7 protein-coding genes are annotated in these 14,842 nt (G+C 67.5%); all 7 read left to right on the top strand.

From position 1 onward, the window contains the following. Positions 1 to 447: 447 nt before the first annotated feature. Positions 448 to 3,936: a DNA-directed RNA polymerase subunit beta gene (rpoB, locus tag VF289_RS15220; protein WP_330884750.1), complete on the top strand. Its 3,489-nt coding sequence runs from the start codon at positions 448 to 450 to the stop codon at positions 3,934 to 3,936. Positions 3,937 to 4,050: 114 nt separating this feature from the next. Beyond that, positions 4,051 to 7,935 carry a DNA-directed RNA polymerase subunit beta' gene (locus VF289_RS15215; protein WP_330884749.1) on the top strand — a complete coding sequence of 1,295 codons (3,885 nt, stop codon included), beginning with the start codon at positions 4,051 to 4,053 and terminating at the stop codon, positions 7,933 to 7,935. A 464-nt stretch (positions 7,936 to 8,399) separates the two neighbouring features. Further along, a complete protein-coding gene (locus tag VF289_RS15210) occupies positions 8,400 to 9,650 on the top strand; it encodes a transglycosylase family protein (protein ID WP_330884748.1) in 1,251 nt (416 codons plus the stop codon). A 572-nt stretch (positions 9,651 to 10,222) separates the two neighbouring features. Continuing rightward, positions 10,223 to 10,597 (top strand): 30S ribosomal protein S12, encoded by a 375-nt coding sequence (rpsL, locus tag VF289_RS15205; RefSeq protein WP_087484111.1) that lies wholly within the window; start codon positions 10,223 to 10,225, stop codon positions 10,595 to 10,597. Then, on the top strand, positions 10,597 to 11,067 hold the full coding sequence (gene rpsG, locus VF289_RS15200) for a 30S ribosomal protein S7 (protein ID WP_299298842.1): 471 nt from the start codon (positions 10,597 to 10,599) through the stop codon (positions 11,065 to 11,067). Before rpsL ends, rpsG begins: the two co-directional genes overlap by 1 nt. Positions 11,068 to 11,157: 90 nt before the next feature. Then, positions 11,158 to 13,305: an elongation factor G gene (gene fusA, locus VF289_RS15195; RefSeq protein WP_330884747.1), complete on the top strand. Its 2,148-nt coding sequence runs from the start codon at positions 11,158 to 11,160 to the stop codon at positions 13,303 to 13,305. A gap of 130 nt (positions 13,306 to 13,435) precedes the next feature. Then, positions 13,436 to 14,623: an elongation factor Tu gene (gene tuf / locus VF289_RS15190; RefSeq protein ID WP_330884746.1), complete on the top strand. Its 1,188-nt coding sequence runs from the start codon at positions 13,436 to 13,438 to the stop codon at positions 14,621 to 14,623. Positions 14,624 to 14,842: the final 219 nt, after the last annotated feature.

The following is a 14,842-nucleotide window of genomic DNA, read 5'->3' as shown; positions in this document are numbered from 1 at the left end:
GACGGCGGCGGGCCTCCCCGGGGGACCGCCGCCGTCCTCCTGCGCGCTGGTCCTCGCCCCGGACGGCCGCCCGCTGACGTGGCGCGACACTCCCGTGGAACGGCCACATGCTTGACTCCTGACGGTTTTCCCTCCATCATTTTTTGCGTACAGAGCTGTTCCTGCCGCATGTGCCCGGTGTGATGTCACCGCCGGGCCGGTCGAGCCAGACGGGCAGGAAGCACCGGAGAACACCCGCGCCAGGCATATAGCGGCCGACGCGGATGGGCCGGTCGCGTTCGCGACCCTTGCGCCCATCCGCGATTATGTGTATGGTCATCCCTTGCGCTGTGTGCCTCCCGTCGGATCCGTTGCTCTGCCAATGCTCGACGCATTGCCTGCTCCTCTGCCCTGATGGGTCGTTCACCGCGCCTGGGATTCCGTCATCGGCCTGTGGAAGGACCCCCCTTGGCTGCCTCGAGCACCGATCGCACCACTGACATCGCACTTCGTACCGCCTCCCCTCGCGTCACCTTCGCGAAGCTCGGCGACCCCATCGAGGTCCCGGATCTGCTGAGTCTGCAGACCACCTCGTTCGACTGGTTGCTCGGGAACGAGCGCTGGCAGGAGCGTGCCGCTGAGGCCTCCGCCGCCGGTCGCGAGGACGTCCCGCAGACCTCCGGTCTCGCGGACATCCTCGAGGAGATCTCCCCGATCGAGGACTTCGCCGGCAATATGTCGCTGTCGTTCCGCGATCACACCTTCGACGACCCGAAGTACACGGTCGACGAGTGCAAGGAGAAGGACCTCACCTACGCGGCTCCGCTGTACGTCATCGCGGAGTTCATGAACAACGAGACCGGTGAGATCAAGACCCAGACGGTCTTCATGGGCGAGTTCCCGCTCATGACCGACAAGGGCACCTTCATCATCAACGGCACCGAGCGTGTCGTCGTCTCGCAGCTGGTCCGCTCCCCGGGCGTGTACTTCGAGGAGTCGATCGACAAGACCTCCGACAAGCACATCTTCTCCGCGAAGGTCATCCCCTCGCGCGGCGCCTGGCTCGAGTTCGAGATCGACAAGCGCGACCAGGTCGGCGTGCGCATCGACCGCAAGCGCAAGCAGTCCGTCACCACGCTCCTGCAGGCCCTGGGGATGTCGCACAGCGACATCCTCGAGGAGTTCGGCGAGTTCGAGTCGATGCGCTCCACGCTCGAGAAGGACCGCATCGCCTCCCAGGACGAGGCGCTCATCGACATCTACCGCAAGCAGCGCCCGGGCGAGCCGCCCACGCGCGATGCGGGTGAGGCGATGCTGAACAACCTCTACTTCAACACCAAGCGCTACGACCTCGCGAAGGTCGGCCGCTACAAGATCGGCAAGAAGCTCGGCCTCGAGGGCAGCCTCTCCGAGTCGACCCTGCGCGTCCAGGACGTCGTCGCCGCCATCAAGTACATCGTCGCGCTGCACGACGGCGTCTCGGAGTACACGAGCAAGGACGCCCGGCCCGTCCGCGTCGAGACCGATGACATCGACCACTTCGGCAACCGTCGCATCCGCGCGGTCGGCGAGCTGATCCAGAACCAGGTCCGCACCGGCCTGTCCCGCATGGAGCGCGTCGTCCGCGAGCGCATGACCACGCAGGACGTCGAGGCGATCACGCCGCTGACCCTCATCAACATCCGTCCGGTCACCGCCGCGATCAAGGAGTTCTTCGGAACCTCCCAGCTCTCGCAGTTCATGGACCAGAACAACCCGCTGTCGGGCCTGACCCACAAGCGTCGCCTCTCGGCGCTGGGCCCCGGCGGTCTCTCCCGTGACCGCGCCGGCATGGAGGTCCGTGACGTCCACCCGTCGCACTACGGCCGCATGTGCCCGATCGAGACCCCTGAGGGCCCGAACATCGGCCTGATCGGCTCGCTGGCGACCTTCGCGCGGATCAACCCCTTCGGCTTCATCGAGACCCCGTACCGCAAGGTCGTCGACGGCCACGTCACCGATGAGGTCGTCTACCTCACCGCGGATGACGAGGATCGCCACATCATCGCGCAGGCCAACGCCAAGATCGATGAGAAGGGCCGCTTCCTCGAGGAGGAGGTCCTGGTGCGCCTCCCCGGCGGCGAGCCGGACCTGGTCGTCGTCGCGGACGTGGACTACATGGACGTCTCCGCACGTCAGATGGTCTCCGTCGCCACCGCGATGATCCCCTTCCTCGAGCACGACGACGCCAACCGTGCGCTCATGGGCTCGAACATGCAGCGCCAGGCCGTGCCGCTGCTCCGTTCCGAGATGCCGCTGGTCGGCACCGGCATGGAGCGTCGCGCCGCAGTGGACGCCGGTGACGTGATCACCGCGGCCAAGGGCGGCGTCATCGAGGAGCTCTCCGCGGATCTCATCGTGGTGATGGCCGATGACGGCACCCGTCAGACCTACCCGATCGGGAAGTTCCAGCGCTCCAACGCCGGCAACTCCTACAACCAGCGCGTGCTCTTCGACGAGGGCGACCGCGTCGAGGCCGGCTCCATCCTGGCCGACGGTCCCTCGACCGATCAGGGCGAGCTGTCGATCGGCAAGAACCTGCTGGTCGCGTTCATGTCGTGGGAGGGCCACAACTACGAGGACGGCATCATCCTGTCCTCGCGGATGGTCCAGGACGACGTCCTCACCTCGATCCACATCGAGGAGCACGAGGTCGACGCCCGCGACACCAAGCTCGGCCGTGAGGAGATCACCCGGGACATCCCGAACGTCGGCGACGACGTGCTCGCCGATCTCGACGAGCGCGGCATCATCCGCATCGGCGCCGAGGTCGAGCCGGGCGACATCCTGGTCGGCAAGGTCACCCCCAAGGGCGAGACCGAGCTGACCCCCGAGGAGCGCCTGCTGCGCGCCATCTTCGGCGAGAAGGCCCGCGAGGTGCGCGACACCTCGCTGCGCGTCCCCCACGGCGAGTCCGGCACCGTCATCGGCGTGCAGGTCTTCAACGACGACGAGGACGGGGACATCCTGCCCACCGGCGTCAACGAGATGGTCCGCGTCTACGTCGCCCAGAAGCGCAAGATCACCGATGGTGACAAGCTCGCCGGCCGTCACGGCAACAAGGGCGTCATCGCGAAGATCCTGCCGGTCGAGGACATGCCGTTCCTGGAGGACGGCACCCCGATCGACATCATCCTGAACCCGATGGGTGTGCCCGGCCGCATGAACATCGGCCAGGTCATGGAGACCCACCTCGGGTGGGTCGCCAAGGCCGGCTGGGATCTGGATCCCGCCGACGCCGCCGCCGCCGATCTTCCCGAGGCTGCGCTGCACGGCGAGCCCGGCACCCCGGTCGCGGTCCCCGTCTTCGACGGTCTCACCGCCGACGAGGTCACCGGCCTGATCGCCAACCACCGCCCCAACCGGGACGGTGAGCGGATGGTCAAGGAGAACGGCAAGGCGCGTCTGTTCGACGGCCGCTCCGGCGAGCCGTTCCCGGACCCGATCTCCGTGGGCTACATGTACTTGCTGAAGCTCCACCACCTGGTGGACGACAAGCTGCACGCGCGCTCCACGGGCCCGTACTCGATGATCACGCAGCAGCCGCTGGGCGGTAAGGCCCAGTTCGGCGGCCAGCGCTTCGGCGAGATGGAGGTGTGGGCCCTGGAGGCCTATGGCGCCGCCTACGCCCTGCAGGAGCTGCTGACCATCAAGTCCGATGACATCGCCGGCCGCGTCAAGGTCTACGAGGCGATCGTCAAGGGCGAGAACATCCCCGAGCCCGGCATCCCGGAATCCTTCCGGGTGCTCCTCAAGGAGATGCAGTCCCTCTGCCTGAACGTCGAGGTGCTGTCCAGCGACGGCACCGCACAGGACGTCAAGGAGAGCGACGAGGAGGTCTTCCGCGCGGCGGAGGAGCTCGGCATCGACCTGTCCCGCCGGCCCCACGAGGGCGTCGGCTCCATCGAAGAGGTCTGAGGGACGCGGGCTCAGTCCCGCCGGGAGCGGCCCCGCGCCGCTCCCGCCCCCTGAGCCCCGCCCTCGACCCCCGTTCCCTCAGACACCACTCTTCCGATCGAGAGAAGGACACCTGTGATCGACGTCAACACCTTCGACGAGCTGCGCATCGGCCTGGCCACGGCCGATGACATCCGCGGCTGGTCCCACGGCGAGGTCAAGAAGCCGGAGACCATCAACTACCGCACCCTGAAGCCCGAGATGGACGGCCTCTTCTGCGAGCGCATCTTCGGCCCCACCCGGGACTGGGAGTGCTACTGCGGCAAGTACAAGCGCGTGCGCTTCAAGGGCATCATCTGCGAGCGCTGCGGCGTGGAGGTCACCAAGTCCTCCGTGCGCCGTGAGCGCATGGGCCACGTGGAGCTCGCCGCTCCCGTCACCCACATCTGGTACTTCAAGGGCGTGCCGAGCCGTCTCGGCTACCTGCTGGATCTCGCGCCGAAGGATCTCGAGAAGATCATCTACTTCGCCGCGTACATGATCACCGCCGTGGACGAGCAGGCTCGCCACGACGACATGCCGGATCTCCAGGCGCGCTTCGACCTCGAGCTCAAGGAGCTCGAGAACGAGCGCGACTCGGCGATCAACAACCGCGCGCTCTCCGCGGAGAAGGACCTCGCCCAGCTCGAGGAGGAGGGTGCCAAGGCCGACGCGAAGCGCAAGGTCCGCGACTCCGGCGAGCGGGAGCAGGCCCAGATCCGCAAGAAGTACGACGCGGAGATCGACCGCATCACCCGCATCTGGGAGCGCTTCAAGACCCTCAAGGTCGCTGACCTCGAGGGCGATGAGCAGCTCTACCGCGCGATGAAGCTCCGCTACGGCACCTACTTCGAGGGCGGCATGGGCGCCGAGGCGATCCAGCGCCGGCTCCAGGACTTCGACCTCCAGGCCGAGTCCGTGCTGCTGCGCGAGATCATCGCCACCGGCAAGGGGCAGAAGAAGGCCCGCGCGCTCAAGCGCCTCAAGGTCGTCTCCGCCTTCCTCACCACCACGAACTCGCCCGTCGGCATGGTGCTGGACGCCGTCCCGGTGATCCCGCCGGACCTGCGTCCGATGGTGCAGCTGGACGGCGGCCGCTTCGCGACCTCCGACCTCAACGATCTGTACCGTCGCGTGATCAACCGCAACAACCGCCTCAAGCGGCTGCTGGATCTCGGCGCGCCCGAGATCATCGTGAACAACGAGAAGCGCATGCTGCAGGAGTCGGTCGACTCGCTGTTCGACAACGGTCGTCGCGGCCGTCCCGTCACCGGACCGGGCAACCGCCCGCTGAAGTCGCTCTCCGACATGCTCAAGGGCAAGCAGGGGCGCTTCCGTCAGAACCTGCTGGGCAAGCGCGTGGACTACTCCGCCCGCTCCGTCATCGTCAACGGCCCCCAGCTGAGCCTGCACCAGTGCGGTCTGCCCAAGGGCATGGCGCTGGAGCTGTTCAAGCCCTTCGTCATGAAGCGTCTGGTCGAGCTCAGCCACGCCCAGAACGTCAAGGCCGCCAAGCGGATGGTCGAGCGTGCGCGCCCCGAGGTGTGGGACGTCCTCGAAGAGGTCATCACCGAGCACCCGGTGCTGCTGAACCGTGCGCCCACCCTGCACCGTCTGGGCATCCAGGCGTTCGAGCCGCAGCTGGTGGAGGGCAAGGCCATCCACCTGCACCCGCTGGTCTGCGCCGCGTTCAACGCGGACTTCGACGGCGACCAGATGGCCGTGCACCTGCCGCTCTCGGCAGAGGCGCAGGCCGAGGCCCGGATCCTGATGCTCTCGAGCAACAACATCCTCAAGCCGTCCGACGGTCGCCCCGTGACCATGCCCGCCCAGGACATGATCATCGGTCTGTACCACCTCACGACGGTGCGCGAGGACGTCCCGGGCACCGGGCGCTCCTTCGCCTCGGTGGCCGAGGCCATCATGGCCTTCGACCGCGGCGAGCTGCACCTGAACGCTCCGGTCTCGATCCGCTTCACGGACACCGCTCCGCCGAGCGACTGGGAGGCCCCCGAGGGCTGGACCGAGGGTGACGCGGTGGTCCTGACCACCACCCTGGGCGCCGTCTACTTCAACGAGACGCTGCCGGTGGACTTCCCCTTCGTGCAGGAGCAGGTCGGCAAGAAGCGTCTGGGCGGCATCGTCAACGCACTCGCCGAGCGCTACGACAAGGGCCAGGTCGCCGCGTCGCTGGACGCGCTGAAGACCTACGGCTTCTCGTGGTCCACCCGCTCGGGAGCGTCCTTCGCCCTGTCCGACGTGGTCACCCCGCCCAACAAGGCGGAGATCATCGCGAAGTACGAGTCCAAGGCCGCGCAGGTCCAGGAGAACCGTGACCTCGGTCTGGTCTCCGAGACCGAGCGCAACGCCGAGCTGATCGACATCTGGACCGAGGCGACCAATGAGGTCGACGAGGCCATGCGCGCGAACTTCGAGGCGACCAATGCGATCTACCGCATGGTCCACTCGGGGGCGCGAGGCAACTGGATGCAGATCCGCCAGATCGCCGGTATGCGCGGCCTGGTGACCAACCCGAAGGGCGAGATCATCCCGCGCCCGATCCTCTCCAACTACAAGGAGGGGCTCTCGGTCCTGGAGTACTTCATCGCCTCGCACGGCTCCCGCAAGGGCCTGGCGGACACGGCGCTGAAGACCGCTCAGTCGGGCTACCTGACCCGTCGTCTCGTGGACGTCTCGCAGGACGTCATCGTCCGCGAGGACGACTGCGGCACCACCAAGGGCCTGGTCCTGCCGATCGCGGTCGAGGAGGCCGGCGCGCTGCGCACCCACGAGCACGCCGAGTCCACGGTGTACGGGCGCGTCCTGGCCACCGCGGCCATCGGCGCCGAGGGCACCGAGGCGGCGCCGGCAGGCACCGAGCTCGGTGACGTGCTCATCGAGCAGCTCGTCGAGGCGGGTGTGCGCGAGGTCAAGATCCGCTCCGTGCTCACCTGCGACTCGGCGGTCGGCACCTGCGCCCAGTGCTACGGCAAGTCGCTCGCGACCGGCCAGCTGGTCGACATCGGCGAGGCCGTCGGCATCGTCGCGGCCCAGTCGATCGGTGAGCCCGGCACCCAGCTGACCATGCGTACCTTCCACTCCGGTGGTGTGGCCAGCGCGGACGGCGACATCACGCACGGTCTGCCGCGAGTGCAGGAGCTGTTCGAGGCCCGCACCCCGGCCGGCTTCGCGCCGATCTCCGAGTTCTCCGGTCGCCTGGAGATCGAGGAGAACGACAAGCAGCGCCGCCTCACGGTCACCCCCGACGACGGCTCGGAGCCCGTGTCCTACACGGTCTCCAAGCGCGTCACCGTGCTGGTCTCCGACGGCGACCACATCGAGGTCGGCCAGCAGCTCACCCAGGGCTCGGTGGACCCGAAGCAGGTCCTGCGCATCCTCGGCCCGCGGGCCGTGCAGCAGCACCTGGTCGACGAGGTGCAGAAGGTGTACATCAGCCAGGGTGTGGACATCCACGCCAAGCACATCGAGGTCATCGTGCGCCAGATGCTCCGTCGCGTGACGGTCATCGAGTCCGGCGACACCGGTCTGCTGCCCGGCGACTTCGCCGAGCGGGTCACCTTCGAGCGGGAGAACCGTCGGGTCCTCTCCGAGGGCGGTCAGCCGGCCTCGGGCCGTCCGGAGCTGATGGGCATCACCAAGGCGTCCCTGGCGACCGAGTCGTGGCTGTCGGCGGCTTCCTTCCAGGAGACCACCCGCGTGCTCACCGAGGCCGCCCTGAACCGCAAGAGCGATCAGCTCATGGGGCTCAAGGAGAACGTCATCATCGGCAAGCTCATCCCGGCGGGCACCGGCCTGTCGAGGTTCCGCCACATCGCGGTCGAGCCCACCGATGAGGCCAAGGCGCAGATGTACCAGGTGCCCGGCTACGACGAGCTGGACTTCTCCGGCTTCGGCCAGACCGGTGCCGTCAACCTCGACGACATCGACTACGCCGATCCGTTCCGCACGGATTTCCGGTGATCCGGTGATCCGGCGCTGAGCGCGGCATGAGACGGGCGGTCCCACCTCCGGGTGGGGCCGCCCGTCCTGTGCGTCCTGGCGGCCGTGGGTTCTCCGCCGCTGGCGAGGTCGGACCCCGGCGCTTCACGGATGTCGCGCCCGGGACCGATGCCCGGGCGGACGACCGGCTGTGGGCCAGGTCGCGCCCAGGGAGCGCACAGGGAGGTGCAGGGTGACCTGGCAGACCCCGAAGTTCACGAGAGGGTAAAGCCCTCGTGGGTGCTTCCTCAAGGTCTTGCCGAGGCCCTTACGGATCCGTCCGAACCGCGAAAGCATGGACCCAGGCAGTTCCCACGCAAGCTTTCCTGCTGCGCCCCTGACAGGCGGTGCGCGCGTGCCGGAGCTGCAGGCCCCGCCCCGCGGGGTCCGACGCTCAGGGAACGACAGGCTACGCCGCGCGAACGCGGCAGGAAACAGGTGGACCAGTGAAGAAGACCCCGTGGATCATCGGCGCCGCGACCGTTGCAGTCGTCGCCGTCGGAGGCGGTGGCACCGCTTTCGCGATGTCGAACGAGGCCCAGCTCAGCGTCTACGGTGAGCAGAGCACCGTGCGCACCTTCACGCAGCCCACCGTCGGCGACCTGCTCGCGGCGCAGGGCATCGAGGTCAAGGACACCGACCTCGTGCTGCCGGGCCTCGAGGAGGCGGTCACCGATGGCATCGACATCCAGGTCATCCAGCGCACCCCGGTCACCGTCACGGTGGACGGCGCGGAGCAGGAGCTGCTGACCACCGGTGACACTGTCGCCGACGCCCTCGAGGAGGCCGAGTACACCGCCGAGGGCGCCGCCATCACCCCGAAGCCCGAGAGCACACTCAGCGAGGCCGACGGACAGATCGAGGTCGTCACCCAGAAGACCGTCACCTTCGTGGGCCAGTACGGCGAGGACACCTTCGAGGTCACCGCGCTGACCGTGGGCGAGGCGATGGACAAGGTGCTCCGCAACATCGAGGACACCGACACCGCGGACGTCCCCCGCGACACCGTGCTCGAGGACGGTGCGACGCACGAGATCCAGCGCGTGCGCGAGAAGGAGCGCACCGAGAACGAGAAGATCCCGTTCGAGACCAAGACCGTCGAGGACGACTCCCTGTACGAGGGCACCACCAAGACCACCACCGAGGGCAAGGCCGGCTCCACCGAGAAGGTCTTCCTCGACACGGTCGTGGACGGAGAGGTCACCGAGTCCGAGCTGGTCTCGGAGGAGGTCGTCTCCGAGCCCGTCACCGAGGTCGTCGCCAAGGGCACCAAGGAGAAGCCGGCCCCCGCGCCGGAGCCCGAGCAGCGCTCCACGAGCACCAAGTCGAACCGCAGCTCGGACCGCTCCTCCTCGGAGTCCTCCTCGTCGGACTCGTCGTCCTCGGAGTCGTCCTCCGGCTCCTCGGAGTCCTCCGGCAACACCGGGGCCTCCGCGCCGACCGCTCCCTCCGGCGGGGTCTGGGACCGAATCGCCCAGTGCGAGTCCGGGGGCAACTGGTCGATCAACACCGGCAACGGCTACTACGGCGGCCTGCAGTTCAGCGCCCAGACCTGGACCGCCTTCGGCGGCGGCAAGTACGCCTCGACCGCGAACCAGGCCACCCGCGCCCAGCAGATCGACATCGCCCAGAAGGTCCAGGCCCAGCAGGGCTGGGGCGCCTGGCCGTCCTGCACCTCCAAGCTCGGCATCCGCTGAGCGAGCTGCTGCGGGGGATCCCCCTCGTCCAGCGCCCGAGCGCGTCGCACCCCGTGCGGCGCGCTCGCCGCGTTCTGGGCCGTTCAGGACGTCGCCGGCCGCGCGACAGGGGCAGGCGCAGGGCGAGAGTCTCTGTGCGCGCGGTACCGCCTCCGTCCGACGTGAGGCAAGTCGGAGGACATGTGGCGTCATGTGATCTGCGTCGGAAGTCCAAGGAAGCTTTGACCGCATCCCGGGCGCGTCAGTAGACTCAACGTGCGTCCGGAGTGCCCTCTGGTCGTGACCCGGGACTGACTCGTGGCCCTCAGGGGTTGCGGGGGGTGTCCCCCGCGAGGAGCGGATCCTCGCGGCGTGCCCGATTGCGAGTCGGAGACCTGGCCCGGTCTCCCGCCCGTGGGCATCGATCACGGTCCTCCAGGACGCCCGCCAGGTGCCATCACCTGTCGGGCGGGTCGATCCGCAGAGCCTCCCGGGCCGGGGAGGCGGCGAGTCGGGTCGCCGGCCGTGAGAACGGCCGAAGTTGTCGATCTGTCGGCGTGAACAGCGCCGGTGGCCGAACAGGAAGAGAAGCTGTGCCCACTATTCAGCAGTTGGTGCGCAAGGGGAGGGACGCTCGTTCGTCCTCCTCGAAGACGCCCGCGCTCAAGGGTTCGCCCCAGCGCCGCGGTGTCTGCACGCGCGTCTACACCCAGACCCCCAAGAAGCCGAACTCGGCGCTGCGCAAGATCGCTCGCGTGAAGCTGTCGACCGGCGTCGAGGTCACCGCGTACATCCCCGGCGAGGGCCACAACCTTCAGGAGCACTCGATCGTGCTCGTCCGCGGCGGCCGTGTGAAGGACCTGCCCGGCGTGCGCTACAAGATCGTGCGCGGCGCTCTGGACACCCAGTCCGTGAAGGGTCGCCAGCAGGCCCGCTCCCGCTACGGTGCCAAGAAGGAGAAGAAGTAATGCCTCGTAAGGGCCCCGCTCCCAAGCGCCCGCTCGCCGTCGACCCCGTCTTCGGCTCGCCGATCGTCACGCAGCTCATCAACAAGATCCTCCTGGACGGCAAGAAGACCGTCGCCGAGGGCATCGTCTACGGCGCGCTCGAGGGCGCCCGTGAGAAGAACGGCCAGGACCCGGTCGTCACCCTGAAGAAGGCGCTGGACAACATCCGGCCCTCCCTCGAGGTCCGCTCCCGCCGCGTCGGCGGTGCGACCTACCAGGTCCCGATCGAGGTCAAGCCGGGCCGCTCCACCACGCTGGCGCTGCGCTGGCTGGTCAGCTACTCCCGTGCCCGCCGCGAGAACACGATGACCGAGCGTCTGATGAACGAGATCCTGGACGCCTCCAACGGCCTCGGCGCCGCTGTCAAGCGTCGCGAGGACACCCACAAGATGGCCGAGTCCAACCGGGCCTTCGCTCACTACCGCTGGTGAGTCCACAGTGGGGCCCGCCCTTGCGGGTGGGCCCCACCGACCGCCCTCCGGCAGCTCCACCAGCATCCGTTCTCCAGAAAGGCACAGCCCGTGGCACTTGAAGTGCTCAGCGACCTGAACAAGGTCCGCAACATCGGCATCATGGCTCACATCGATGCCGGGAAGACCACCACGACCGAGCGCATCCTCTTCTACACCGGCGTGAACTACAAGATGGGCGAGACCCACGACGGCGCCGGGACGATGGACTGGATGGAGCAGGAGAAGGAGCGCGGCATCACGATCACGTCGGCCGCGACGACCTGCTACTGGCACGACAACCAGATCAACATCATCGACACCCCCGGGCACGTCGACTTCACCGTCGAGGTGGAGCGCTCGCTCCGCGTGCTCGACGGCGCCGTCGCCGTGTTCGATGGCAAGGAGGGCGTGGAGCCCCAGTCGGAGACCGTCTGGCGCCAGGCCGACAAGTACGAGGTCCCGCGCATCTGCTTCGTCAACAAGATGGACAAGCTGGGCGCCGACTTCTTCTTCACGGTGAAGACGATCGTGGACCGCCTCGGTGCGAAGCCGCTGGTCATGCAGGTCCCGATCGGTGCGGAGAACGACTTCACCGGCATCGTCGACCTCGTCGAGATGAAGGCCTACGACTGGCCGGACACCCTCGAGGAGGACATGCCGGCGATCAACTCCAAGAAGGGTGACCCCTCGCTCGGCCAGTGGCAGCGCGAGATCCCGATCCCGGAGGACCTGGCGGACGTGGTCGAGGAGTACCGCGCCAAGCTGGTCGAGGACGTGGCCGAGAGCTCCGAGGAGCTCATGGACAAGTACCTCGAGGAGGGCGACCTCACGCTCGACGAGCTCAAGTCCGGTATCCGGTCGATGACCGTCAACTCCGAGGCGTACCCGGTCTTCTGCGGCACCGCCTTCAAGAACAAGGGCGTCCAGCCCATGCTCAACGGCGTCATCGACTACCTCCCCTCGCCCCTGGACGTGCCCCCGATGGAGGGTCACAAGCCGGGCGACGAGGAGACGGTCCTCACCCGCAAGCCCGACTGGGACGAGCCCTTCTCCGGGCTCGCCTTCAAGGTGGCGGCGCACCCGTTCTTCGGCTCGCTCACCTACGTGCGCGTCTACTCCGGCCAGGTGAAGCAGGGCGATCAGATCCTGAACGCCACCACCGGCAAGAAGGAGCGCGTGGGCAAGCTGTTCCAGATGCACTCCAACAAGGAGAACCCGGTGGAGGAGGCCTTCGCGGGCCACATCTACGCGTTCATCGGCCTCAAGGACACCACCACCGGTGACACCCTGACCGATTCGGCGAACCCGATCCAGCTGGAGTCCATGAGCTTCCCGGAGCCGGTCATCTCGGTCGCGATCGAGCCCAAGACCAAGAGTGACCAGGAGAAGCTGGGTGTGGCCATCCAGAAGCTCGCCAAGGAGGACCCGACCTTCCAGGTGGAGCTCGACGAGGAGACCGGCCAGACCGTCATCAAGGGCATGGGCGAGCTGCACCTCGACATCCTCGTGGACCGCATGCGTCGCGAGTTCAACGTCGAGGCCAACATCGGCAAGCCGCAGGTGGCCTACCGCGAGACGATCAAGCGGACGGTGGAGAAGTTCGACTTCACCCACAAGAAGCAGACCGGCGGCTCCGGCCAGTTCGCGAAGGTGCAGCTCACCTTCGGCCCGCTGACCGATGCCGAGGAGGGCGTGTTCTACGAGTTCGAGAACAAGGTCACCGGCGGTCGTATCCCGCGCGAGTACATCCCGAGCGTGGACGCGGGCATCCAGGACGCCCTCCAGGGCGGCATCATGGCCGGCTACCCGGTCGTGAACGTGAAGGCCTCCCTGCTCGACGGCGCATACCACGACGTCGACTCCTCGGAGATGGCCTTCAAGATCGCCGGCTCCATGGCGGCCAAGGAGGCCCTGCGCAAGGCGCAGCCGATCATCCTCGAGCCGCTCATGGACGTCGAGGTCCGTACTCCGGAGGAGTACATGGGAGATGTCATCGGCGACCTGAACTCCAGGCGAGGTCAGGTCCAGTCGATGGAGGACGCGAGCGGGGTCAAGATCGTCCGTGCTCTCGTCCCGCTGTCGGAGATGTTCGGGTACGTCGGCGACCTGCGGTCCAAGACCCAGGGTCGTGCGATGTACACCATGCAGTTCGACAGTTACTCGGAGGTCCCCTCCAGCATCGCTGAGGAGATCGTCGCGAAGACCCGGGGCGAGTGAGGAGTCGGGGGAAACAGGTAGTCTCCTTCTCCTGCTTCCCCCGCAGCTCCCGTCGGACCTCCGCCCACCAGGGCGGGATCCGTTCCCGATCCAGAAGTACCACGATTAGAAGTCCTAGGAGGACACCATCATGGCGAAGGCCAAGTTCGAGCGGACCAAGCCGCACGTCAACATCGGCACCATCGGTCACGTCGACCACGGCAAGACCACGCTGAGCGCTGCGATCTCGAAGGTTCTGTACGACAAGTTCCCCGAGGTCAACCAGAAGCGTGACTTCGACACGATCGACAACGCGCCCGAGGAGAAGCAGCGCGGCATCACGATCAACGTCTCGCACATCGAGTACGAGACCGACAAGCGCCACTACGCGCACGTCGACGCCCCGGGCCACGCCGACTACGTGAAGAACATGATCACCGGCGCCGCTCAGATGGATGGCGCGATCCTCGTGGTCGCCGCCACCGACGGCCCGATGGCTCAGACCCGTGAGCACGTTCTGCTCGCCAAGCAGGTCGGCGTGCCGTACCTGCTCGCAGCCCTCAACAAGTCCGACATGGTCGAGGATGAGGAGATCCTCGAGCTCGTCGAGATGGAGGTCCGCGAGATGCTGGGTGCTCAGGGCTTCGACGAGGACGCACCGGTTATCCAGGTGTCCGCACTCAAGGCGCTCGAGGGCGACGAGAAGTGGGTCAAGTCCGTCGAGGAGCTCATGGAGGCCGTGGACGAGAAGATCCCGGACCCGGTCCGCGATCTCGACCAGGCCTTCCTCATGCCCATCGAGGACGTCTTCACGATCCAGGGCCGCGGCACCGTCGTGACCGGCAAGGTCGACCGCGGCAAGCTCGGGATCAACTCCGAGGTCGAGATCCTCGGCATCCGCGAGCCGCAGAAGACGATCGTCACCGGCATCGAGATGTTCCACAAGCAGATGGACGAGGCGTGGGCCGGCGAGAACTGCGGTCTGCTGCTGCGTGGCACCAAGCGTGAGGACGTCGAGCGCGGCCAGGTCGTGGCCAAGCCCGGCACCATCACCCCCCACACGGACTTCGAGGCGCAGGTCTACATCCTGTCCAAGGACGAGGGCGGGCGTCACAACCCGTTCTACTCGAACTACCGCCCGCAGTTCTACTTCCGCACCACCGACGTCACCGGCGTCATCACGCTGCCTGAGGGCACCGAGATGGTCATGCCCGGCGACAACACCGAGATGACGGTCGAGCTGATCCAGCCGATCGCCATGGAGGAGGGCCTCGGCTTCGCCATCCGTGAGGGTGGCCGCACCGTGGGCTCCGGCCGCGTCACCAAGATCACCAAGTGATCACCGCGGGGGAGACCCCGCAGCCGTGAGGCGCTCGCTCGGCGAGAGCTGAACAGCACAGGAGGGCCCCGCACCGGGAAGACCGGTGCGGGGCCCTCTCGCATGCGCTGAGGTGCACGTCGCCGCGGAGGGCGGACGCCCCGGACGACGGACGGCCCCCTCCCGACCCGACGCTCACGGCGTGGGGGAGAGGGGGCCGCCTGGGCAGGAGCGCTCGAG

Source organism: Brachybacterium sp., assembly GCF_036379615.1.
Lineage (GTDB): Bacteria > Actinomycetota > Actinomycetes > Actinomycetales > Dermabacteraceae > Brachybacterium.
Note: the sequence above shows the minus strand (reverse complement) of the source record. Positions and strands in the feature narration are given on the sequence as shown.

Excerpts from the sequence above, each read along its gene's own strand:
- rpsG (WP_299298842.1), top strand. The coding sequence starts at position 10,597 with ATGCCTCGTAAGGGCCCCGCTCCCAAGCGCCCGCTCGCCGTCGACCCC.
- tuf (WP_330884746.1), top strand. The coding sequence starts at position 13,436 with ATGGCGAAGGCCAAGTTCGAGCGGACCAAGCCGCACGTCAACATCGGC.